The sequence below is a fragment of the Methylocystis sp. WRRC1 genome (assembly GCF_020733155.1).
Lineage (GTDB): Bacteria > Pseudomonadota > Alphaproteobacteria > Rhizobiales > Beijerinckiaceae > Methylocystis.
On record NZ_JAJFZJ010000001.1, the window covers coordinates 1569522 to 1593682 of the forward strand.

18 protein-coding genes and 1 tRNA gene are annotated in these 24161 nt (G+C 63.7%); 14 read left to right on the forward strand and 5 right to left on the reverse strand.

Features of this window, described 5'->3' with window-relative positions; translation table 11 throughout:
- The first annotated feature begins 104 nt into the window (after window positions 1-104).
- From LG047_RS07675 to LG047_RS07685, 3 genes are all read left to right on the forward strand, one after another.
- Window positions 105-347, forward strand: coding sequence for a DUF2312 domain-containing protein (locus LG047_RS07675; RefSeq protein ID WP_036283553.1), 243 nt, complete (start codon window positions 105-107; stop codon window positions 345-347).
- A 95-nt stretch (window positions 348-442) separates the two neighbouring features.
- Window positions 443-2098, forward strand: coding sequence for an outer membrane beta-barrel protein (locus LG047_RS07680; RefSeq protein WP_227966167.1), 1656 nt, complete (start codon window positions 443-445; stop codon window positions 2096-2098).
- A 34-nt stretch (window positions 2099-2132) separates the two neighbouring features.
- Window positions 2133-3557 (forward strand): lipopolysaccharide biosynthesis protein, encoded by a 1425-nt coding sequence (locus tag LG047_RS07685; protein WP_227966168.1) that lies wholly within the window; start codon window positions 2133-2135, stop codon window positions 3555-3557.
- Between the two features lie 98 nt (window positions 3558-3655).
- Here LG047_RS07685 and LG047_RS07690 read toward each other — a convergent pair whose 3' ends face one another.
- A complete protein-coding gene (locus LG047_RS07690; protein ID WP_227966169.1) occupies window positions 3656-4516 on the reverse strand; it encodes a glycosyltransferase family 2 protein in 861 nt (286 codons plus the stop codon).
- 173 nt (window positions 4517-4689) lie between these two features.
- Here LG047_RS07690 and mgtA point away from each other — a divergent pair, with 173 nt between their 5' ends.
- Window positions 4690-7320 (forward strand): magnesium-translocating P-type ATPase, encoded by a 2631-nt coding sequence (mgtA, locus tag LG047_RS07695; RefSeq protein WP_227966170.1) that lies wholly within the window; start codon window positions 4690-4692, stop codon window positions 7318-7320.
- Window positions 7317-8816: an AAA family ATPase gene (locus LG047_RS07700; protein ID WP_227966171.1), complete on the forward strand. Its 1500-nt coding sequence runs from the start codon at window positions 7317-7319 to the stop codon at window positions 8814-8816. The genes mgtA and LG047_RS07700 overlap by 4 nt, the downstream gene beginning before the upstream one ends.
- Before the next feature lie 18 nt (window positions 8817-8834).
- Here LG047_RS07700 and LG047_RS07705 read toward each other — a convergent pair whose 3' ends face one another.
- The gene (locus tag LG047_RS07705; RefSeq protein WP_227968455.1) at window positions 8835-9818 is read right to left on the reverse strand and encodes a zinc-dependent alcohol dehydrogenase family protein; all 984 of its coding nucleotides are present in this window, start codon (window positions 9816-9818) and stop codon (window positions 8835-8837) included.
- 2 nt (window positions 9819-9820) lie between these two features.
- Complete coding sequence (locus LG047_RS07710; RefSeq protein ID WP_227966172.1) at window positions 9821-10252, reverse strand: GNAT family N-acetyltransferase; 432 nt, start codon at window positions 10250-10252, stop codon at window positions 9821-9823.
- Between the two features lie 10 nt (window positions 10253-10262).
- Between LG047_RS07710 and LG047_RS07715 the strand changes: the two genes are divergently transcribed.
- Together LG047_RS07715 and secA are read left to right on the forward strand one after the other, a co-directional pair.
- On the forward strand, window positions 10263-11231 hold the full coding sequence (locus LG047_RS07715; protein ID WP_227966173.1) for a polysaccharide deacetylase: 969 nt from the start codon (window positions 10263-10265) through the stop codon (window positions 11229-11231).
- Window positions 11232-11738: 507 nt separating this feature from the next.
- The gene (gene secA / locus LG047_RS07720) at window positions 11739-14558 is read left to right on the forward strand and encodes a preprotein translocase subunit SecA (protein WP_227966174.1); all 2820 of its coding nucleotides are present in this window, start codon (window positions 11739-11741) and stop codon (window positions 14556-14558) included.
- 260 nt (window positions 14559-14818) lie between these two features.
- On the opposite strand, the gene LG047_RS19545 is transcribed toward secA, so the two are convergent.
- Window positions 14819-14950 (reverse strand): hypothetical protein, encoded by a 132-nt coding sequence (locus LG047_RS19545; protein WP_255679548.1) that lies wholly within the window; start codon window positions 14948-14950, stop codon window positions 14819-14821.
- Window positions 14951-15030: 80 nt separating this feature from the next.
- Here LG047_RS19545 and LG047_RS07725 point away from each other — a divergent pair, with 80 nt between their 5' ends.
- From LG047_RS07725 to LG047_RS07755, 7 genes are all read left to right on the forward strand, one after another.
- Window positions 15031-16248 carry a 6-phosphofructokinase gene (locus tag LG047_RS07725; RefSeq protein ID WP_227966175.1) on the forward strand — a complete coding sequence of 406 codons (1218 nt, stop codon included), beginning with the start codon at window positions 15031-15033 and terminating at the stop codon, window positions 16246-16248.
- 236 nt (window positions 16249-16484) lie between these two features.
- Window positions 16485-17753 (forward strand): ATP-dependent Clp protease ATP-binding subunit ClpX, encoded by a 1269-nt coding sequence (gene clpX / locus LG047_RS07730; RefSeq protein WP_036288088.1) that lies wholly within the window; start codon window positions 16485-16487, stop codon window positions 17751-17753.
- Between the two features lie 261 nt (window positions 17754-18014).
- Window positions 18015-20441, forward strand: coding sequence for an endopeptidase La (lon, locus tag LG047_RS07735; RefSeq protein WP_227966176.1), 2427 nt, complete (start codon window positions 18015-18017; stop codon window positions 20439-20441).
- Window positions 20442-20736: 295 nt separating this feature from the next.
- Window positions 20737-21036 carry an HU family DNA-binding protein gene (locus LG047_RS07740; protein ID WP_227966177.1) on the forward strand — a complete coding sequence of 100 codons (300 nt, stop codon included), beginning with the start codon at window positions 20737-20739 and terminating at the stop codon, window positions 21034-21036.
- Window positions 21037-21195: 159 nt separating this feature from the next.
- Window positions 21196-21271, forward strand: a tRNA-Val gene (locus LG047_RS07745).
- A 102-nt stretch (window positions 21272-21373) separates the two neighbouring features.
- Window positions 21374-22969: a tyrosine-type recombinase/integrase gene (locus tag LG047_RS07750; protein WP_227966178.1), complete on the forward strand. Its 1596-nt coding sequence runs from the start codon at window positions 21374-21376 to the stop codon at window positions 22967-22969.
- 109 nt (window positions 22970-23078) lie between these two features.
- The gene (locus tag LG047_RS07755; RefSeq protein ID WP_227966179.1) at window positions 23079-23492 is read left to right on the forward strand and encodes a hypothetical protein; all 414 of its coding nucleotides are present in this window, start codon (window positions 23079-23081) and stop codon (window positions 23490-23492) included.
- A 314-nt stretch (window positions 23493-23806) separates the two neighbouring features.
- On the opposite strand, the gene LG047_RS07760 is transcribed toward LG047_RS07755, so the two are convergent.
- On the reverse strand, window positions 23807-24010 hold the full coding sequence (locus LG047_RS07760; protein WP_227966180.1) for a hypothetical protein: 204 nt from the start codon (window positions 24008-24010) through the stop codon (window positions 23807-23809).
- Between the last annotated feature and the right edge of the window lie 151 nt (window positions 24011-24161).

Consider the following 24161-nt stretch of genomic DNA (forward strand, 5'->3'; position numbering starts at 1 on the left):
TGTTACCGCCTTGACGACGCCGTAAAACCTGTCGCAAGGCTCCGAGACACAGTCGGCCCGGCGTCCTCGCGCCCGGCCGGCGCAACCGTTTCGGGATAAATCTCATGGACAGCAACGGCGTCGACGGCGGGCATCTGCGCGCCTTCATCGAGCGAATCGAAAAGCTCGAGGAGGAGAAGCGCGCCATCGCCGACGACATCAAGGATGTTTATGCGGAGGCCAAGGGCACGGGCTTCGATGCGAAAATCATCCGCAAGATCGTCTCGCTGCGCAGGCAGGACAAGAGCAAGCGGCAGGAAGAGGAGGAAATCCTCGGTCTCTACCTCTCCGCGCTCGGCATGGAATAGCTTACGGATAAGCTCTCGTTAACCATATTTCCCTAACGCTACGCTAGCGCCGCCAAGCTTCCGCTCGGACGACCGGCGCGCGGGCGAGGGAAGACGTGCCGTCAGTCTATTCGGTGAGCCGCGTCGCTTGGGCTGCGCTTTGCGCCGCCTTGGCGGCGCTCGCGGCGACGCCTGCGACCGGCCAGGCCCGCCCCACCGCCGCCCCGAAACGCCAGCCGACGCTGCCGCCCCTCTCGCAACCGGCGCCGCCGATGCGCCAGCTCGATCTCGAAATTCCGCCCGGACCCGCTCCTCTCATGCGCGGGATGCAGCCGGAGGCCGATCCGCGCCGCTCGGGGGCCGCCAATTACGGCGCGCCGGTCAAGCCGCAAAAGCTCCCCAAACCCTACCCGCCGCGGCGGATCGGCCTGCCGAAGCCCTTCGGCCCGCAAAACCCGCTGCCGCCGCTCGAACCCTACAAGACCTCGGCCATCGCCAAACGGGCGCTGAAGCTGCGCCCGACGACGCAGCCGCCGCTCCCCGCCCCGCCGCCGCCCGTGACGGTCGCCGTGGAGCCGACGATCAAGGTCAGGCCGAGGCCGAAGATAGAGGAAAAGCCTTATGACCCTGTCGGCGTCGGGATCGGCTCGCTGCGGCTCTTCCCTTACGTCGAGACCTCCGGCGGCTATGACGACAACCCCAATCGCCTCGCGCCGCAGTTCAATCCGCGTCCGTCGAAACTCTTTCGCGCCGAGGGCGGCTTCACGCTTCAGTCCCAGTGGGGGCGCCATAGCCTCGTCGCCGATATGCGCGGGGGCTATTCGGAATATTTCGATTATCCGCTGGCGAGCCGTCCGGACGCCGTCGGCTCGCTGACCGGCCGCTACGAACTGACTCGCGACACTTCGCTCGACCTGAAAGGCAGCCTGTCGCTCGACACGATCCGCCCAGGCGCGCCGGCGCTCTTCTCCGGCGTCCAGACCGTGCAGGTGGTCAACCGGCCGATCGTCTTCGGCGTGAGCGCGGCGCCTGGCGTCACGCACAGGTTCAATCGTCTCGAGGTTTCGCTGCGCGGAACGCTGGAGCGGGTCATGTACGACAACACCCGCTATTCAAACGGCGACGTCCTCGATCTCGCGCGCACCAGCTACGACGGATATGGCGGCGGCGGCCGCGTCTCCTACGAAGTGTCGCCGGACCTCAAGCCTTTCGTGGACGGGGCCTACAGCTGGCGCGTCCATGACCAGCCGACCGACTTCAACGGCTTCTACCGCGACAGCAACGGTTTCCTGCTGCGCGGCGGCGCCGCGTTCAACGTTACGGAACTGGTGAAGGGCGAAGTCTCCGGCGGCTACGCCGAGCGCCATTACGCGGACTGGCGCCTGCCCCCGCTGCGCGGGCCGGTGATCGACGCCTCGCTGATCTACACGCCCTCCGCCCTGACGACGCTCACGCTGCGTGGCTCCACGACGCTGAACGAAACGACGCTCGCCAACGCCAGCGGCGTGCTGACGCAATCGGTCAGCCTGCAGCTGTCGCATGATCTTCTGCGCAATCTCAACGTCTCCCTGCTGGCCTCCTACTACAACAACAACTATCAGGGCGCCGATGTGGTTGAACGCGGCGGCAGTATTGGCGTCAAACTGGACTACAAGATCACACGCTCGATTTCACTGCGCGGAAGTTATATGCACGAGTTGCTCGACAGCAGCTTCCCCAACGCCGACTATACGGCGAACGTCTATCTCGTGGGCCTGAGGTTCCAGCTTTGATCATGCGTATGCGTTCCCGGGAGGGCTCGCGCCGATGTGGATGATGGCTCCTTTCATCCTCAACAGCCTCCTGAACTTCGTCGTCAGCCTGCTCGTCGCGAAATTCCTCGGTCCCGCCGAATACGGCCGTTTCGTGCTGGCGCTCGCGGTGGCGGTCGTCGTCCAGACGCTGCTTTTCGACTGGTTGCGGCTCGCCGCGACGCGCTTCTACTCCGAGCGCGACCGGCGGGAGCGACCGCAGATCCGCGCGACGCTGGACTCAGCCTTCGCCGTTCTCGCCGCGCTCGCGGCGCTGCTCGCGATCGTCATATGGGCGCTGGGAATCGATCTCACGCTCACGCATGATCTCGCCGCGCTCGCCATCGGCGTCGCCATCTCCAACGGGCTCTTCGATTTCGCCAGCGCTCTGGTGCGCGCGCGTTTTCAGGACAGGGCCTATGGCGCTCTGGTGATCTCGAAGAACCTCCTCGCCTTCGCGCTCACCGTCGGCGGCGCGCTTCTGTTTCGTTCGGCCAATGTCGCGCTTGTCGGCATGATGATTTCCGTCGCGGGGTCGCTCGTCGTCGGCCGCGCGGGACTGATCGACGCCGACGCAGGCTTCGGCGCCGCGGAGCGCGCGCTCGTCACGCGCTTTCTGGCCTATGGCCTGCCGATCGTGCTGGCGAATTTCCTGTATCAGACAGTGCCGCTGACCAATCGCGCCGTGGCGTCGCAGATCAACGGCTTCGCCGAAGTCGGCCGCATATCGCTCGCCTTCGAGATCGGCATCCGCATCGTCGGCGCCGTGGCCTCGGCGCTCGACGTGATCCTGTTCCAGATCGCGGTGCATGCGGAAACGACCGACGGCGTCGGCGCCGCGCATAATCAGATTTCCAGAAATCTCGGCGTCGTCTTCGCCGTGGCGTTGCCGGCCGTCGCAGGTTGCTGGCTCATCCTGCCGAGCTTTCAGGAACTCTTCGTGCCGGAGAATTTCCGTGGACCCTTCGCGCATTATTTCACGCTGATGACCCCGGCGCTCCTTGCCTTTGCGCTGATCAACTACGGCGTCAACAGCGCCTTTCAGATTTCGCACAAGCTCTCGCCGCTCGTCATCGCCGCCCTCGTCGCCTCGATCGCAAATTCGCTTTGCGTGATCTATCTGCCGCCGACGCCCGACGCTTCGCGCTTCGCCGTCGCGCAATCGATCTCTTCATGCAGCGGACTCGCCGCGCTCCTTGCGATGATGTTTCTGCTCGAACCCATGTGGCCGCGCGCGCGCGACATGTTCGGCGCGTCGATTGCGACTGTCGCCATGCTCGCGGCCGGCGCGCCGATGCGCGCCATGACGCCGGGCGTCTTGGCGCTTTTCGCGCAGGTGACGGCCGGCGCGGCGGTTTACGGCGCCGTCGCCTACGCCTTCGACATCGGCGAGATGCGCAGCGTCTTCGCGCCGAAGATTCGCGCGCGGCTGAAGCGTTAAAGCGCGTTCAGGAAAAGTGTAGGCGGTTTTCCTTTCGAACGCGCGACGAGACATGAAGCGAGAGCAAATTCGGCAAATCCAAATTCGCCGGATTTGCGCTAAAGCTCCAGCACCCGGCGGGGGTCGGCGCGGCCGCGCGCGATGTCCGCGAGCGCGAGGAGATTGCCGCGCAAACGGCCGCGCCGGTCGATCCATGGCTCGGGACGCAGCGACTTCACGATATTGGCGATCAGATTGCGTGACGCGAGCCCGAGCGCAAAACGCGGCACCGCCGTGCCCTTGCGCACGAGATAGAGCGGATTGACGATCTGCGAATAGCCGAGGCGCACGCCCGGGGTGCGGCCGGATTTCACGCCCAGATGCACGCCGGCGAAATGATTGGTCCGCACGACGCGCCCGACGCGCGCATATTGGGCGGAGAAGTCCGTGTCCTCCAGCCAGGAATAGAGGGGCAGATTTTCATCGAAGCGCACCCGCGGCGCCGCGCTCAGCCGGAACGCCATGTTGCAGCCATAGGTGCCGGTATCGTCGACGAGACGATAATCGCCCGGCTGCCGATAAGCGGCGATGAGGGCGTCGGCTTCCTCGAAGGTCAGTCCGCGTGAATGTATGCCGTCAGCAATCAGATGGCCGGAAGCGGCGACGACCTCGCCGCGGTCCGTAAACAGCCGCTCGACGCCGGCCAGAAAACCGGGCTCGGGAACATAATCGTCGTCGATGAAAACAACGACGTCCGCCTCGTCCGCGATCAGATCGAGCGCATGGTTGCGCTGAAGCGAGAGCCCACGGCCCGGCGCGATGAAGAATTCGGCGCCCTGTGTGACCTGCGGCGCGTCCTCCGTCGCCGCGCCGACCACGACGAGCCGATCCGGCGCGCGCGTCTGGCGAGTCAACCGGCGCAGCGTTTCAGCGACGGTTCGCGGTCGTCCGGTGGTGGCGATGGCGATGGCGATTTTCATGCGGCGCGCTTCCTTCACAGTCGCGTCCAAGATGGCGCGCGGGCCTTTAGGAAAGGTTAGGCGCCGGCCGGATCGGCCAGCGCGACGCGGCGACGCGGGCGCAACGCATTGCGGAAGGGGCGCGAATTTGCGACATCGAAAGGGTCTGCCCGCTCCGCCGAGGAAGCGCCGAAATGCCCAGTCGAGTCGAGTCCGGGGGATTCCATGGGGACGAAGCGGTTCGCGCCCTGCTCATCGGCGCGGCGTCGAGCGACGTTGATCCGCTTCTCGCCAGTTTCGCGACCACGACCGCCGGACTCACCCGCGACGAGGCGCGGGGACGCCGCAGGGTCTATGGACCGAACCGCATCGCGCATGAAGCCAGCGTCGGCCTGCTGCGCGAATTCGCCGGCCATCTGTTCAATCCGCTCAATGCGCTTCTGCTCACCCTCGCGGTCGTGTCCTGGGCGCTGAGCGATCGGCGCGCGGCGATCGTCATTTCGGCGATGGTGGTCCTGAGCGTGCTCCTCGCCTTCGTGCAGGAGCATCGCTCCAACGCCGCAGCGGCAAAGCTGCGCGCCATGGTGCGGATCCGCGCCTCCGTGCGGCGGCCGGAGGCCGGCGCCGCGGACGATGGCTTCGTGGAGACGTCTCTCGAAGACCTCGTTCCCGGCGACATCGTGCGCCTGTCGGCGGGCGACATGATCCCGGCCGATGTCAGGCTCATCGACGCGAAGGATCTCTACGTCAATCAATCGGCGCTGACCGGCGAATCCCTGCCGGTCGAGAAATTCGCCCATGTCGTGGCGGCGCCGGTCGAGCCGCTCGACGTCGGCAATCTCGCCTTCATGGGCGCGAATGTCGTCAGCGGCTATGCGCGCGCCCTGGTGCTGATGACGGGAAGCCGCACGCTTTTCGGCGAGATCGCCGAAAGGCTCGGGGAGCAGGACGACTCCACCGCCTTCGACGAGAGTGTGAAGAAATTCACCCTGCTGATGATCAGCTTCATGACAGTGATGGCGCCCGCCGTCTTTCTCATCAACGGCTATCTGAAAGGCGACTGGTTCGAAGCGCTTCTGTTTGCGATCTCGGTTGCAGTCGGCCTCACGCCCGAGATGTTGCCGATGATCGTGACCGTCAATCTCGCCAAGGGCGCGCTGGCGATCTCGCGCGAGAAGGTCATCGTCAAGCGACTCAACGCCATACAGAATTTCGGCGCGATGGACGTGCTCTGCACCGACAAGACCGGCACGCTGACTCAGGACCGGATCATCCTGAAGCGCCACCTCGATATTTACGGAAGAGATTCCGACCGCGTGCTGGAGTTCGCCTATCTCAACAGTCATTTCCAGTCCGGGCTTAAAAACCTGCTGGACATCGCGGTCCTGCAACATGCGGAGATCGAGGAACGGCTGCAACCCCGGCACAGCTTCACGAAGATCGACGAAATTCCATTCGACTTCGAGCGGCGTCGGCTGTCGGTCGTCGTGCAGCGCGACGATGGCCAGCATCTACTCATCTGCAAGGGCGCGGTGGAGGAAATCTTCGCCGTCTCCACGCGTTTCGATTCCGTCGACGCCTGCGGGCCGCTCGACCCCTCGCATCTTTCGACCGCGCAGCAGGAGATGGCGGATCTGAACGTCGACGGCTTCAGGGTCGTCGCCGTCGCCTACAAGGAAATGCCGCCGGAACAGGACGTCTATTCCACCGCCGACGAAACCGGTCTGACGCTACTGGGCTACATAGCCTTTCTCGATCCGCCCAAGGATAGCGCCGCGCAGGCCATCGCCAATCTGGCGAAGGGCGGCGTGGCCGTGAAGATTCTCACCGGCGACAATGACATCATCACGCGCAAGATCTGTCGCGACGTCGGCCTGCAGGTCGATCGTCTCGCGCTCGGCGCGGAAATCGATCGCATGGACGACACGCAGCTCTCCGCATGCGCCGCGTCGACAACCGTATTCGCCAAGCTGACGCCGCCGCAGAAGGCCCGCGTCGTCGCAGCGCTGCGACGGCAGGGCCATGTCGTCGGCTATCTCGGCGACGGCATCAATGACGGCCCTGCGCTGAAGGCTGCGGACGTCGGCATTTCGGTCGACACCGCCGTCGACATCGCGCGCGAATCCGCCGACATCATCCTGCTGGAGAAAAGCCTCGCGGTGCTCAACGACGGAGTCATCGAAGGCCGCAAGGTCTTCGCCAACATTCTCAAATATGTGAAGATGGGGGCGAGCTCGAACTTCGGAAACATGTTCAGCGTGCTCGGCGCGAGCGTCTTCCTGCCCTTCTTGCCGATGACGCCCATCCAGATTCTCACCAACAACCTTCTATACGATTTTTCGCAGACGGCCATTCCGACGGACAATGTCGACGAGGAATATCTCACGCGCCCGCGCAAATGGGATATCGGCGGCATCGCCAAATTCATGATCTATGTCGGGCCGATCAGCTCCATCTTCGACTATGCGACATTCATCCTCATGCTCGCCGTCTTCGACGCCTGGAACAAGCCCTCGCTCTTCCAGACCGGATGGTTCGTCGAATCCCTGCTGACGCAGACGCTCATCATTCACATCATACGCACCAACCGGATTCCCTTTTTCCAGAGCCGCGCGAGCGGCGCGCTGATCGCGACCACGATTGCGGTCTGCCTGTTCGGCGCGGCGCTGCCCTATTCGCCGTTTGCGAATGTCTTCGACTTCACGCCGCTCCCGTGGAGCTACTGGCCAGTCGTCGGCGGCTTCCTGATCGGCTACGCGGCGCTCGCGCATATTGCGAAGACCGCTTTCGTCAAACGCTGGGAAAACGATATGGATCATTCATGAGCACGAATGCGCAGGATGAGACTGTCCGTTTTCTCTCCACGCTCGACGGCGGCGCGCAGGAGACCGTCAGGACGCATATTTCCATCGTGCTGCTCGGCAAGAAGCGGGTCTACAAGCTCAAGCGCGCGGTGCGCTTTCCTTATCTCGATTTCTCGACGCCGCAGCTACGCCTAGAAATGTGCGAGCGCGAGGTCGCGCTCAATCGCCGATACGCGCCTCGTCTCTATCTCGGCGCAAGGCGCGTGACGCGGGAAAAAGACGGAAGCCTCGCGCTCGATGGCGCAGGCGAGACGATAGACGCCGTCGTCGTGATGCGCCGCTTCGACGACGACGCGCTTTTCGAAAAAATGGCGCTCGCCGGCCGGCTCACGCGCGACATGATCGAGCGGCTCGCGCGTCATGTCGCGCAGGTTCAGGACGCGGAGCCGCCCGATTATGTGCGCGGCGGCGTGACGGCGTTGGGCAGGATCGTCGACAACATCGACGCGAGCCTGCGCGAAGCCTCGGCGGCGGCGCCGGCGGGAATCGACGCGCATGTCGCGCGATTGCGCGGGGCGCTTGAGGCGCAGGCTGCGCGGCTCGACGCCCGCAGGATTGCGGGCAAGGTGCGCCCCTGTCACGGCGATCTGAACCTGCGCAACATCTGTCTCTTCGAGGGCGAGCCGACGCCCTTCGACTGTCTGGAATTTTCCGACGACATATCGACGATCGACGTTCTCTATGATTTCGCTTTCCTGCTGATGGATCTGTGGCGCGTCGATCTGCGCGATCTCGCCAATGTGGCTCTGAACCGTTATCTCGATGCGCGCGACGAGACCGACGGCTTGCCGCTCCTGCCCTTCTTCATGTCGATGCGCGCGTCGATCCGCGCGCATGTGGAGGCGTCGCAGGGGCACGCCGAAAAATCACGCCCCTATCTGAATCTCGCGCGCGAGCTGCTCGCGCCGTCGCATGGCGCAATCGTCGCCATCGGCGGGTTCAGCGGCTCGGGCAAGTCGAGCGTCGCGGCGGCCTTGGCGCCGCGTCTCGGCGCGGCGCCCGGCGCGCGCACGATCAACAGCGACCGTATCCGCAAGCGCATGTTCGGCGTGGGGCCGACGGAGCGCCTGCCGCAACAGGCCTATGGGAGCGACGTGTCCGCGCGCGTCTATCGCGACATGTTCACGGCGGCGGCGCGCGTCGCCGCGACGGGCTGGCCGGTGATCGTCGATGCGGTGCTTGATCGTCCGCAGGACCGCGCGGAAATCGAAAATATCGCGCGCGGACTCGGCGTTCCCTTTTCTGGCGTGTGGCTCGACGTCGATCTCGCTCGCCGCGTCGCGCGGGTTGAAAACCGCTTCAACGACGTGTCCGACGCGACGCGCGACGTGCTTCAGGCGCAGATGGCGAAGGACACGGGCCAGATCGGGTGGCTGCGCATCGACGCGGCGCGGGATATCACTGCTATCGTCGGGGCGATATGCAGCTCTCTCCCGTCAGTGCTCGCGCGCGGCTGAAGGCGAGCACGCCCTTCGTCATGGGATCAGCACCGCGGCGCCCTGCAGGCGCCCGTCGCGCAGATCGTTCAACGCCTCATTGGCCTGCGCGAGGGGATAGCGAACCGCATGCATCTCTAGCGCCAATGTCGGCGCGAGCGAGAGAAACTCGCGGGCGTCCTCACGCGTGAGATTGGCGACGGACAAGAGCCGCCGCTCCTCCCACAATAGCGCATAGGGAAAGGCCGGAATGTCGCTCATATGGATGCCGCCGCACACCACCGCGCCGCCCTTCCTCGTCGCGGCCAGCGCGCGCGGCACGAGCGCCCCGACTGGCGCGAAGATCAGCGCGGCGTCGAGCTTCTCGGGCGCGGGCGCGTCGGAATCCTGCGCGGAGGCGGCGCCGAGCGAGCGCGCGAATTCGGCCGCGGGCGCGTCTCCCGGTCGCACGAAGGCGTGCACGCGCTTGCCCTGCTGGATCGCGACCTGCGCGATGATATGCGCGGCCGCGCCAAAGCCGTATATGCCGATCACACTCGCCGCACCCGCCATTTTCAGCGTGCGCCAGCCGATGAGCCCGGCGCAGAGGAGCGGCGCGAGCGTCGCCGGATCGCCCTCGTCGGGCAGCGCGAAACTGTAGGAGGCGTCGGCGACGGCGTGGGTCGCATAGCCGCCATCGCGCGTATAGCCGGTGAAGAGCGGATCGTCGCAGAGATTTTCGCGCGCGCTGGCGCAGTAGGGGCAATGGCCGCATGTGTGGCCGAGCCAGGGCACGCCGACGCGCTGGCCGGGCGTGAAACCGGAAACGCCCGGCCCGAGCGCCTCGACGCGCCCGACGATCTCGTGGCCCGGTATGATCGGGAGCTTCGGCTGCGTGAGTTCGCCGTCGACGACGTGAAGGTCCGTGCGACAGACGCCGCAAGCTTCGACGCGCAGGCGCAACTCGCCTTCGCCGGGCGCCGGGAGCGGACGCTCCTCCATCACGAGCGGCGTGTTCGGCCGCCGCAGGACCATTGCCTTCATCGTCATCGCAGTCGCCTGCTCAGAAAAATCCGCTGGCCGCCGGGCGGAAAATCCGCGATCTCGCCAACCCGCGAGAAGCCGGCGCGTTCGTAGAAATCCGCGACGCGCGGATCGAATGTGTCGATATAGACGCCGATGCAGCCGCGCGCGAGGGCGGCGCGCCCGGCCTCCTCCATCAGCCTTCCGCCAAGTCCGCGGCCGCGCTGCGCCTCGGACACCCACAGGTGACGGACATAGAGCCAGCGCCAGTGGCTGACGCCATTCAGGCCTCCGATCAGCGCGCCGGACGCATCGCGCGCGACGATCGACAGCGGCGCCTCGTCGCGCGGCCCGAAGCGCGCCGCGACTTCCGCGCCGAGCCGCGCGGCGACCTCGGCCGATTCGCCGGTTTCGATTTCAAGCGTCGGCTTCTCAATTGGCGGGTTTTTGGTCATGATCGCGCGCGTGAAACGAACCCTCTTCTCCCTGCTATTCTGCGCGAGCCTCGCCGCCGCCACAACGGCGCGCGCCGGGGAAGCCTGCGCTCCCGCGACAATCGCCCCCTCGCCCGCGGCGACGGGCGCGCGGGTGCGCGATTATGCGCCCGTTTTCGAGAGCTGCGCGCAAGGGGAGGCGATCCGCCTCGCCATCCGCCGCATGACCATCGACGGCGAGAAGCTGCTTCTCACGGTCGATCCCCGGTCGCTGGAGACCACGCTGGAGCGCGCCGCCTGCTGGCGCTGCGCGCAGACGAGCGAGGAGGAGCAGGCGGAGACGCGCTTCCTGCAAGCCGTCAGGCCGCCGGCCGATCCGGCGAGGCCCCCGGCGCTGGTCAACGCCGGGCTCATCCACGGCAAGGGCGGCGGCGCCTTCATCACCGGCGATCTCTGCCCCAGCCACAAGCCGCTCGACCGCGCCTTCATAGAAGAGGTCGCCGCGCAGGGGCCGGGAACGCCGCTGACGCTCGCGGTCTCGGGCGGCTGGATCGCGCATCACGCCGAGGATTTCGCCTGGCTGCAGGAGAAGGCCCGCTCCGGCGCGCTCGCCATCGCCTGGGCCAACCACTCCTATTCCCACCCTTACGTTCCGGGGCTGAAGGACGCGCAGAATTATCTGCTGCGGCCGGGCGTCGATCTCGACCGCGAGATTTTCGAAACCGAGAAGCTGCTCATCGCCCATGGGGAGACACCGTCGGTCTTCTTCCGCTTTCCCGGGCTCGTCGCCGACGGCGCGCTGCTGGAGAAGCTGCGGGAACGCCATCTTGTCGCGCTGGGGGCGGATTCCTGGCTGGCGCTCGGCCCGCCGCCGCGGGCGGGCTCGATCGTGCTGGTGCATCCCAACGGCAATGAGCCGGGCGGCTTGGCGATTTTCTCGCGGCTGTTGAAAAGCGGGCGGATGCCGAAACCGTTTCGGGACATCACGGAGGCGCCGTGAACGCCCCTCCGTTTGTGCGCTGTCGACAGCCGCCACTCCGTCAACGATCATCTTCACAAAGTATGGATCTGCTCAGTCGCGGAGGGAAACTCTCGCCCATCGCCGCTTTCCGACCACCCGATTGAAGGTCTGTTTTCCGCTCCTTCATCCTGAGGAGGCCTCGCAGAAGCCGTCTCGAAGGACGAAAGAGCGGAAATCAAGGCGTCGGGCGGACTTCCTCATCCTGAGGAGCCGCCGCAGGCGGCGTCTCGAAGGACGAGGAAGTCCACCCGATGGCCGCAGCGGCCAAGTCTGCCCGAGAGCGACTTTGTCAAGGCGCCCCTTACATTGACAAGGCTTCCCCACCCCCTTATCTCTCCGGCGGAAATGCCGCGTGGGCCCTGACGCCCGGAGTCCCGGTCGCCGTCACAAGCGGTTGCTTTTCCAAAGCTTTGCGACGCTCCGCCCCGCCCGCCAATTCTGCGCGCGCCCCGGCGGCGGCGCGCCATCGTTAGAAAGGTTTGCGGGATGCTCGGCGCCATCGCCAAGAAGATTTTCGGCACGGCCAATGACCGCCGCCTCAAGACCTATGCGCCGAAAGTCAAGGCCATCAATGCGCTGGAGCCGCAGCTCGAAGCTCTCTCCGACGAGGAGCTGCGCGCCCGCACGGAGGAATTCCGCGAACAGCTTGCTGCCGGCAAGACGCTCGACGACCTTCTCGTTCCCGCCTTCGCCACCGTTCGCGAGGCGGCCAAGCGCACGCTCGGCCAGCGCCACTTCGACGTCCAGCTCATCGGCGGCATGGTGCTCCACGAGGGCGCGATCGCGGAAATGCGCACCGGCGAAGGCAAGACCCTCGTCGCCACGCTCGCCGTCTATCTGAACGCGCTCGCCGGCAAGGGCGTGCATGTCGTCACCGTCAACGACTATCTGGCCAAGCGCGACAGCGACTGGATGGGTCAGATCTACCGCTTCCTGGGCATGACCGTCGGCTGCGTCGTCCATGACCTTTCCGACGAAGGCCGCTCCGACGCTTACAACTGCGACATCACCTACGGCACCAACAACGAATTCGGCTTCGATTATCTGCGCGACAATATGAAATACGAGTTCGCGCAGATGGTGCAGCGCGGGCATAATTTCGCGATCGTGGACGAGGTGGACTCGATTCTCATCGACGAGGCGCGCACGCCGCTCATCATCTCCGGCGCCGTCGACGACAAGTCGGATCTCTACAATACGATCGACCGTCTCATCCCGAAGCTCTCCGCCGAGGACTATGACCTCGACGAGAAGCAGCGCTCGATCAGCCTCACCGACGCCGGCAACGAGCACATGGAGCAGCTGCTGATCGACGCCGGCGCGCTGACGGAGGGGGCGCTCTACGAAGCCCACAACGTCACGCTGGTCCATCACGTCAATCAGGCGCTGCGCGCCCACAAGCTCTTCCAGAAGGACAAGGACTATATCGTCCGCAAGGGCGAGGTGGTCATCATCGACGAATTCACCGGCCGCATGATGCCGGGCCGCCGTTACTCGGAAGGGCTTCATCAGGCGCTGGAGGCGAAAGAGCGCGTGCAGGTCCAGCCGGAGAACGTGACGCTCGCCTCGATCACCTTCCAGAACTATTTCCGCCTCTACGACAAGCTCGCCGGCATGACCGGCACGGCGGCGACCGAGGCCAATGAATTCGCCGAGATCTACAGGCTCGATGTCGTGGAGATCCCCACGAACCGTCCGGTTCAGCGCCGCGACGACGATGACGAGGTCTATCGCACGGCGAAGGAGAAACTCGGCGCGATCCTCGAAGAGGTCAAGGACGCCAATGCGCGCATGCAGCCGCTGCTCGTCGGCACGACCTCGATCGAGAAGTCGGAGCAACTCGCGGAGTTCCTGGTCCAGCAGGGCTACAAGATGATCGACTTCGCCGACGGCAAGGGATTGTCGGAGCTCTACAAGGCGGCGCGTTCCGGCGAGCCGTCGAAGATGTTCGCGGTGCTCAACGCCCGCTTCCATGAACAGGAAGCCTATATTGTCGCGGAGGCCGGTGTTCCGGGCGCGATCACCATCGCCACCAACATGGCCGGCCGCGGCACGGACATTCAGCTCGGCGGCAATGTCGAGATGCGCGTCGCACAGGAATGCGCCGGCCTCGAGGGCGATGCGCGCGCCGCCAGGGAAGCCGAGATCCGCGAGGAAGTCGCGGCCTTCAAGGAGAAGGCGCTGGCCGCCGGCGGCCTCTACATCATCGGCACGGAGCGCCACGAGAGCCGCCGCATCGACAACCAGCTGCGCGGCCGCTCGGGTCGTCAGGGCGATCCCGGCCGCTCCAAATTCTTCCTGTCCCTGCAGGACGATCTGATGCGCATCTTCGGCTCCGAGCGCATGGACTCCATGCTCGTGAAGCTCGGGCTGCAGGAGGGCGAGGCGATCGTCCATCCCTGGATCAACAAGGCGATCGAGAAAGCGCAACACAAGGTCGAGGCGCGCAACTTCGACATTCGCAAGAACATCCTCAAGTTCGACAATGTCATGAACGACCAGCGCAAGGTCATCTTCGAGCGCCGGCGCGAAATCATGGGCGAGGAGAGCGTCGAGGAGCAGGTCTCCGACATGCGCGCCGAGGTGGTCGACAATCTCGTGTCGCGCCACATTCCGCATGACGCTTACGCCGAAGCATGGGACGTCGAGGGGCTCGCCGAGGAGGTCAAGGCGAAACTCAATCTCGACGAGCCGGTCGCCGACTGGGCGAAGGAAGAAGGCATCGCCGACGAGGAGATCAAGGAGCGCCTGCTGGATGCGGCCGACGCCGCCTATGAAGCGCGCGTCGAGAGGAACACTGCGCCGCTCATGCGCATGATCGAAAAGCAGGTCGTGCTGCAGTCGCTCGACACGCTGTGGCGCGAGCATCTCGTCGCGCTCGACCATCTGCGCCAGGTCATCGGCTGGCGCGGCATGGCGCAGCGCGATCCGCTCAACGAATACAAGTCCGAGGCGCTGGAGCTGTTCCGCAGCCTCATGAGCCATTGGGACGAGACTGTCACCGCGCAGCTGATGCGCGTCGAGGTCAGCTTCGAGGCGCCGCCCTCGGCGCCGCCGGAACTGCCGCCAATGGAGATGATGCACCCCGATCCGGTCGCCATTTCCGCGGGCGTCAGCGCTGAACAGACGGCGCTCGAAGACCTCAATGCACGCCTCGCATCGTCGGATTTCTCGCCGCAGGCCCTAGCCCCCGCGCCGGTCCGCGACCCCGCCGACCCCTCGACCTGGGGCAAGGTGGGCCGAAACGAGGCCTGCCCCTGCGGCTCGGGAAAGAAATACAAGCATTGTCACGGACAGCTCGTGTAATTCGGCAGAATCATTAGCCCGGCGTCGGCCGGGCTATTTTTTACGGAGCGTCTTCAGAATGATTTTGGCGACTCCGCTTCGGCGCGCTTTCGTCGCCCGCGCGCGCCGCGATTTGCGATCAAATCGCCCGCCGGGCGTCGACGCGACGCAAGCATCATCCGCCAGCCCGGCTTCAACCATCCGCGACGCCTCGAGACAAGGCGATCGCCACGGAGGGGCGCGGTTGCGGCGAATTGCGCCGGCGACCAGGCCATTCAGGTTCAGATTGAACCGGAATGGCCCGGAATCTCTTCGCTCGACGCATTTTCTTCACGCGAACCGGTTTCCACTTCGCTCGAAAACGCTTTAAGTTGCCGCCCGCCGGCGACGAATCGACAATCGAGCGCCGCCATTGCGCGCCGGTTCAAGCGCGCCGCCGACTCTCCGCCTCAGGGCGGGCATGTCGCCGCTGGCGCTAAATAGGAGCCCCTTCGTGACCGCTATCGATTTCTCCAAGGTCCTTGTCGCACAGGGCGGCGGACCCACCGCCGTCATCAACCAGTCGCTCGTCGGCACGGTGCTGGAATCACGCAAGTTCCGAGAGGTCGAGCGAATCTATGGGGCCTTCCATGGCGTGCGCGGCATCGTCAATGAGGACTTCCTCGACCTGACGCAAGAGACCACCCACAATCTCGAAATGGTCGCAAACACTCCGTCCTCGGCGCTGGGCTCCACCCGCGACAAGCCCGACCTGAAATATTGTCAGGAAATTTTCAAGGTGCTGCGCGCCCATGGCGTCGGCTGCTTCTTTTATATCGGCGGCAACGACAGCTCCGATACGGTCCGCATCGTCTCGCAGGAGGCGAGGAGCGCAGGCTATCCGCTCCGCGCCATCCACATCCCCAAGACGATCGACAACGACCTGATGGTCAACGACCACACGCCCGGCTTTCCCTCCGCGGCCCGCTGGGTGGCGCAGGCTTTCGCCGGCGCCAATCTCGACAACTGGGCCCTGCCCGGCGTCTATATCGCCGTCGTCATGGGCCGCCACGCGGGCTTTCTCACGGCCGCATCGGCGCTCGGCAAGAAGTTCCCCGATGACGGACCGCATCTCATCTACATGCCCGAACGCGCCTTCGTCATCGAGAAGTTCCTCGCCGACGTGAAGGCGACCATGGACAAATACGGACGCTGCGTCGTCGCCGTTTCCGAGGGCGTCTGCGACGAGAATCACACGCCCATCGCCGAAAAGCTCGCCAGGCAGGTCGAGCGCGACGCCCATGGCAATGTACACCTCGGGGGTGGGGCGCTGGCGGACGAATTGACCCAGCTTGTGAAAGAAAAGCTCGGATTCAAGCGCGTTCGCGCCGACACTTTCGGCTATGTGCAGCGCAGCTTCGTGGGTTGCGTCTCGGACGTGGACCAGCGCGAAGCCCGCGAAGTGGGCGAAAAGGCCGTCCAATATGGCCTCTGGGGAGGACGCGACGGCTCGGTGACGATCCATCGCACCGGCTTTTATTCCGTGGACTACCAGCTGACGCCCCTTGAAGAAATCGCAGCCAAGACCAAAGTCATGCCGGATGAGTTCATCAGCCCCTGCGGGACGGACGTCACAGACGCCTTCCGCCTCTATTTGCGGCCGCTGCTGGGCAGCGGCATGCCGGACGCCTACAGGCTCCGGCTGAACCGGGTTCCGAAGATTCTGAGCTGAACCGCCCCAGGCCCGGAACTTGCTATCCGGTTCATTTATGACAAGGTTGCAAAACCGGGCCGGCCTCCAATAAAATGGGAGCCTTGAGGTGCGGGCACACAGGCGCAGGAACGCGTCGACGCGGTAGACCCCGAAAGGCGGAAACGCAAACATCGCTTTCCACCTTTTGTTAGGCTGATGCCGGTAACACATGTTTGGGTCGATTCGTCGTCGGATCGCCCCTTCAGGAGAATAACATGAGCAAAGTCGGCGGCGGCGATTCCAAGAACACGCTTTACTGCTCGTTTTGTGGGAAGAGCCAGCACGAAGTCCGCAAGCTGATCGCCGGTCCGACGGTGTTCATCTGCGACGAATGCGTCGAACTCTGCATGGACATCATCCGCGAGGAGAACAAGTCCTCGCTGGTCAAGCAGCGAGACGGCATTCCCACCCCGCGGGAAATCTGCAAGGTTCTGGACGATTATGTGATCGGCCAGGCGCAAGCCAAGCGCGTCCTGTCGGTCGCGGTCCACAATCATTACAAGCGACTGAACCACGCCACCAAGCACGGCGACGTGGAGCTCGCAAAGTCGAACATCCTGCTGATCGGCCCGACCGGCGTCGGCAAGACCATGCTCGCGCAGACGCTCGCCCGCATCCTCGACGTGCCCTTCACCATGGCCGACGCCACGACGCTGACCGAGGCGGGCTATGTCGGCGAGGATGTCGAAAATATCATCCTGAAGCTGCTGCAGGCCTCCGACTACAATGTCGAACGCGCCCAGCGCGGCATTGTCTATGTCGACGAAATCGACAAGATTTCGCGCAAGTCCGACAATCCGTCCATTACCCGAGACGTGTCGGGCGAGGGCGTCCAGCAGGCGCTGCTCAAGATCATGGAGGGCACGGTCGCCTCCGTGCCGCCGCAGGGCGGGCGCAAGCATCCGCAGCAGGAGTTCCTGCAGGTCGACACGACAAACATATTGTTCATCTGCGGCGGCGCCTTCGCCGGCCTCGAGAAGATCATCTCGGCGCGCGGACGCTCCACGTCGATCGGTTTCGGCGCCACGGTTCAGGCGCCGGACGACCGCCGCACCGGCGACATCTTCCGTCAGGTGCAACCCGAAGATTTGTTGAAATTCGGTCTGATTCCGGAGTTCGTCGGCCGCCTGCCGGTGATCGCGACGCTCGAGGATCTCGACGAGGACGCGCTGAAGAAGATCCTCACCGAGCCCAAGAACGCGCTGGTCAAGCAGTATCAGCGGCTGTTCGAGATGGAGAATGTCGAGCTCACCTTCCAGGACGACGCGCTGTCCGCCGTCGCTCGCAAGGCCATCGAACGCCATACCGGCGCCCGCGGCCTGCGCTCGATCATGGAGGGCATTCTGCTCGACACGATGTTCGACCTGCCGGGGCTCGAGGGCGTCGAGCAGGTGGTGATTGGCCCCGAAGTCGTCGAGGGCAAGGCGCGTCCGTTGTATATCTATGCGGAGCGCAACGAGAAGAGCGGCGGCGCCAGCGCATGATGCGCGCGCCGACGCCATATCCTTGACCTGACGCAAGCCGCGCTCATCCGCGGCTTGCAGCGTCCTTGAATCGCCAGTTCGCGTATCCCATTTCTCCGTTAACGAGGTTGTGCGGGCTGAGACAAGCCGGGAGCCTCGACGGGCGTGCGGGCGCATGAGCGAACGCCCCGCGGCCCAAACTTTGCTAGTCCCAAAATCCGCTCGGCACAGTAGTCCGCGTCGCCTATACTGGGACGCGCAACGATGACAGGACGAGACCAAATGACGAACGAAAAGCGCGACGCCATCACGCCGGGTGCGGTTGATAGCTATCCTGTCCTGCCCCTGCGCGACATCGTCGTCTTTCCGCACATGATCGTGCCCCTTTTCGTGGCGCGCGAGAAATCCATCCGGGCGCTGGAGGAGGTCACCAAGACCGACCGGCTGATCCTGCTCGCCACGCAGAAGAACGCCGGCGACGACGATCCGGCGACCGACGCGATCTATTCGGTCGGCACGCTCGCCTCGGTGCTGCAGCTTCTCAAGCTTCCCGACGGCACGGTGAAAGTGCTCGTGGAGGGCGTGGCCCGCGCCAGCGTGCGCAATTATTCGCGCACCGACGATTACTATGAGGCCGACGCGGAAGCCATCGCCGACGACATGGGTTCGCCCGTCGAAGTCGAGGCGCTCGGCCGCTCGGTCGTCGCCGAATTCGAAAGCTATGTGAAGCTCAACAAGCGCGTGTCGTCCGAGGTCGTCGGCGCGGTGACGCAGATCGACGATTTCTCGAAGCTCGCCGACACCATCGCCTCGCATCTCTCGGTCAAGATCGCCGACAAGCAGGACGTGCTGGAGACGATCAACGTCGCCCGCCGTCTCGAGAAGTGCCTGTCGCTGATGGAGAGTGAAATCTCCGTCCTTCAGGTCGAGAAGCGTATTCGCACGCGCGTCAAGCGCCAGATGGAGAAGACGCAGCGCGAATATTATCTCAACGAGCAGATGAAGGCGATCCAGAAGGAGCTGGGCGACGAGGACGGCAAGGACGATCTCGCCGAGCTCGAGGAGCGCATCAAAAACACCAAGCTCTCGAAGGAGGCGCGCGACAAGGCGGTCGCCGAATTCAAGAAGCTGCGCCAGATGTCGCCCATGTCGGTCGAAGCCACGGTGGTGCGCAACTATCTCGACTGGATCCTGTCGATCCCGTGGGGCAAGCGCTCCAAGGTGAAGCGTGATCTGGGACAGGCCGAGGAAGTGCTCGACGCGGAGCATTTCGGCCTCGAGAAGGTCAAGGAGCGCATCCTCGAATATCTCGCCGTGCAGAGCCGCGCCAACAAGCTCACGGGCCCGATCCTGTGTCTCGTCGGCCCGCCCGGCGTCGGCAAGACGTCGCTCGGCAAGTCGATCGCGAAGGCCACGGGGCGCGAATTCGTTCGCATGTCGCTCGGCGGCGTGCGTGACGAAGCGGAAATCCGCGGGCATCGCCGCACCTATATCGGCTCGATGCCCGGCAAGATCATCCAGTCGATGCGCAAGGCCAAGACGTCCAACCCGCTCTTCCTGCTCGACGAGATCGACAAGATGGGCATGGACTTCCGGGGCGATCCGTCATCGGCGCTGCTCGAGGTGCTGGACCCGGAGCAGAACGCTTCGTTCAACGATCATTACCTCGAGGTCGACTACGACCTTTCGAATGTCATGTTCGTGACAACCGCGAACACGCTGAACATTCCGGCGCCGCTGATGGACCGCATGGAGATCATCCGCATCGCCGGCTACACGGAAGCCGAGAAGGCCGAGATCGCGCGCAAGCACCTCATCCCCAATGCGGTGCACAAGCACGGCCTCGCGCCGGAGGAATGGATGATCGCCGAGGACGGCCTGCTCGAACTCATTCGCCGCTATACGCGCGAAGCGGGCGTGCGCAATCTGGAGCGTGAAATCTCCAACCTCACCCGCAAGGCGGTGAAGGAGATCCTGCTCAAGAAGACGGCCAGGATCGTCGTCACGGCGGACAATATCGCGGACTATCTGGGCGTTCCGAAATATCGCTACGGCCAGGCGGAACTCGAGGATCAGGTGGGCGTCGTCACGGGCCTCGCCTGGACGGAGGTCGGCGGCGAATTGCTGACGATCGAAGGCGTCATGATGCCCGGCAAGGGCAAGATGACGGTCACGGGCAATCTGCGCGACGTGATGAAGGAGTCGATCTCCGCGGCGGCGTCCTATGTCCGCTCGCGCGCCGTTGACTTCGGCGTCGAGCCGCCGCTGTTCGACCGCCGCGACATTCACGTGCATGTGCCGGAAGGCGCGACGCCGAAGGATGGACCGTCGGCAGGCGTGGCGATGGCCACGGCGATCGTCTCTATCATCACCGGCATTCCGGTTCGCGCCGATATCGCCATGACTGGCGAAATCACCTTGCGCGGCCGTGTTCTGCCGATCGGCGGCCTGAAGGAGAAACTGCTCGCGGCGTTGCGCGGCGGAATCAAGAAGGTGCTGATCCCGGAGGAGAACGCCAAGGATCTGGCGGACATCCCGGACGCGGTGAAGAACGGGCTCGAAATCGTGCCGGTGGCGCGGATGGAGGAAGTTCTCCAGCACGCGCTGGTCTCCCAGCCCACGCCGATCGTGTGGGAGGAGGACGCCGCAGCGCTCTCGAAGCGCTCCGGGATCGCCGAAGACGACGGCTCGGGCGTTCGGGCGCACTGACCGCGGCCAGTCAAAACCATGATGAGAGCCCCGTCGAGCAGACGGGGCTCTTTTCGTTGGAGCGTCGCGCCGAAAGGCCCGCGTCGCCGTTCAAAAATCGCGCAACCGGCCTGTTTCCCGGTCTTTCCGCGTTGCAGCGGGGATTTTCCCCGGTTTTCCGGCGGTTTCTGGCTCTCTCCGCCGCGAACGCCTTGCTTTTCCTGCGATTCGGACCCAACACTCCCCATCGCTACGCGCTGACGATTCGAGGCCGCGGCACGGTTTCCAGCGGAAGATCGTCGGCCCCGCAGCGCGATTGGAGAAGGAAAAGGCCATGAACAAATTGGAACTGGTCGAGCACGTCGCGAACGAGACGGAGACCTCGAAGGCTGCGGCGGCTGCTGCGATCGACGCTGTGATCGACGGCATCACCAAGGCGCTGAAAAAGGGCGACGAAGTCCGTCTCGTCGGGTTCGGCACCTTCTCGGTGAAGAAGCGCGCCGCCGGCAAGGGCCGCAATCCGGCGACCGGCGAAGAGATCAAGATTCCTGCCTCGAAGAGCGCCCGCTTCAAGCCCGGCGCGACGCTGAAGGCCGCGCTCAACAAGGCGAAGTAAAACGCCCGCGCTCCGGGCGAATGGGTGAGCAGTCAGGATTCCTTTCACGGCCGTCGGAACGCTTCCGATGGCCGTTCCCGTTTCACATCCTCCTGTCCGCTTGCCTCGCGTTCGCGGCGTCTTTAAAAGCGTTCTCGCGGCCGCGTTCTGGTCGCTTTCGGGCGGTTAGCTCAGCTGGTAGAGCATCTCGTTTACACCGAGAATGTCGGGAGTTCGATCCTCTCACCGCCCACCACCCTACCCCGTTGATATTAAAGAAACAGATTGTAATTCCGGCGGTTTTTCCCATTCTCTCGCTACAAAGCTTGCTACAAAAAGCTGCGCGCGGGACTGAACGATGGCCGGACCACTCCGACACCTTCTGTATCGAAACGGCCGCTACTATGCGCGGGTCGCAGTTTCTGAACCGCTGCGGCCATATGTCGGCAAGCGGGAGCTGCTTAAGGCGCTTGGACCTGACCGCAAGGAAGCCCAGCGACTCCTTCCGGGAGTCGTAGCGCGGTTTCTGGACCAACTTGCCGAAGCGAAACGGAGGGCGGCGCGCGACGGACAACCATCGCCGAAACCGTCGCGCCGCCCTTTGAGTCAAGCCGCGCTCGCGCACCTCCTTTATCAGGAACTACTCGCCGTCGACGACGAGTCGCGCAATGTCTCGTCTGACCGAACAGGCGTCACAATGCCTGACCTGAACAAGTTATTCGCTTCGGAGCGAGCCATGATCCTTCGCAAGATCGTGAGCGGCGCAGCCTCAGACGATGAAATAGCGGCGAACGTCGGCGCGTGGATCGAAACGTTCCGCGAGCGCGGATACGTCGACGCGCCGCCCGCATCCCGGCAATGGCGAGAATTGGCGCGCATGTTCGCGTCAGTGCATATCGAAGCATTGTCACGGTCGACCGAACGCGACGATGGTGACTACAGCGGTAAAACCGCATTTCCGCTTCTCACGGGACAAGCGCCGCATGAAACCAGCGCCGACGCTGCGCCCCTATGGGACCTATTTAACGACTACATTGCGGACCTGAAGGCCAGTGGAGGCGGCCGCGTTGCGGAACGGCGCTGGCGGCCGGTGTTTGACAACCTTATCGAATTTCTCGGACATGACGACGCCGCTCGAATTACGCGCGCCGACATGCGGAACTGGCGCAGGAAACTTCAATCGAAGCTCGCACCGCGCACGATCAAGAACGTCTACTTTGCCGCCGTCAAGACGGTCCTGAATTGGGCGGTTAATGAAGATCGTCTGTCGGCAAATCCGCTGGCCGGAATGACATTCCGGCGCGACAAGGAAGTCGTGACGCGGGAGAAAGGTTTTAGTGACGCTGAAGCTATCGCAATCCTGAAGGCGGCTCGCGATTATGAACCGAGACGCTACAGCCGGAAAGGAACGATTCGAGAAAGTCCGCAGACGACAGCGGCGAAGCGCTGGATTGCGTGGTTAGCGGCATTTTCCGGGGCGCGCGTTGGGGAACTTGCGCAGCTTCGTAAGGAAGACGTGCGGCGGGACGGCGATATCGTATACATTCGTCTGACGCCTGAGGCCGGATCGATCAAGACAGACGAATTTCGCGACGTTCCCTTGCACGATCAAGTCCTTGAACTTGGCTTTTTGCGTTTCGTCGACGCCGCGCCCGATGGTCCCTTGTTCTATAGCCTTGTCGAAAGTCGCAAAAGCAAAACGCCCCCGGCGGAAAAGGCCGCGAAAGCCGTGCGGGAGTGGATTCGGGAAATTGGCGTTATCAGCGCCGGCGTCCAGCCCAATCATGGGTGGCGTCATCGTTTGAAAACCATCGGCCGGGAGCTTGGCGTTGACATTTCTACGCTGGACGCTTTCCAAGGACATGCGGCGCGCACGGCCGGCGAGACTTACGGGCATTTTTCCCTAAAGGCGAAAAAGCGGATTATCGAGCAATTTCCGCGCTATGAGGCATAAGCCCCGCTGATCGGGCAGCATATTAATGCGGCCCATATTAATGCGCCCTTGTCCAGAACCCGCAGCGGGCGTATTAATACGGATGCGTATTAATATGGAATGGAAAGCTATGGACAAGGTTAAGCAATCAGACCGGCAGCGCCGGTATCACATGAATTTACAGAACGCCCGGAAGCGCGTGCCGGAGCTGGAAGGACGCGTTGCCGAACTGGAGGCACAAAACGCCGAGCTGAAAGTCCGCGTTGATAAGCTAGAGCTTGACGCAGAATTTCTCGATTTTGGACGCGACCTTATTGAAGCGACGCCCGCAACAGTGAAGACGCCTGCCTTTTCGATCGCATGTCTCTTCTCCGATGACGACGCGCGCGACCTTGAATTTTTCCGCCAAAAACATGGGTGCGCCTTCGCGAAAATCAGTGATGAGCGGCTCGTCTTGGAATATGTGCGCGAGCAACTGGAGCTAGAGAGGCGGCGCGCTGGCGCGGCCGTGAAGGCAATCCATCGCGCGCAGGGCGATGATTGAGCGGGGCCGCGCCATTGCCGCCGGAAACTGGGAGCGCATTGCCTTCGCTCGCGCCCATGAGAAAGCGAGACAGCGGCCCCATGTCCAACCGTGGCTTGCCATGAGGCGATATTGTCGATGAGTGTCACGCATGAGGACGGATCGATCATATCGACCATCGCAGGCAAGGATTTCCCGCATAGGCCATAGGATCGCTTTAGAAGACTATGGAACGGCCTTATATGATTCCAGTAAGGAAGATAGCACAAAGAACATAAAGACGCGCCAGCGGCCTTCCTAGAGCATTCTGGCGCGCATTCAGTTGCTGGCGACGATCAGAACTGCGTCGCAGCGACAATCACACCGCCCGGAACGTCGACCCATTTCGCGACGAAGTGGCCAAACCGGGGATGTATTCCTGTCATGCGCCAGTCTGGCGATTCAGGATCGTTCTTCGTGTCGACGCCGCACGCGTCGAAAACAATGGCCTCGGCGAAGTGACCAAGGTCGAAGAACCGGGCGGTTGGTCGCTTTTTCATAGCTCCCGTTGTTTTCATGTTCAATGTTTCCTTATTTCACGACCATAAGCGGCTGTTTTTGCTCGCGTATTACAAGAATGTTATCACTGATGCAGCCCTGTATACCTATGATGACGCCGTGATTTTCTGTCTGTAAGCGCCAAAGCTGGAC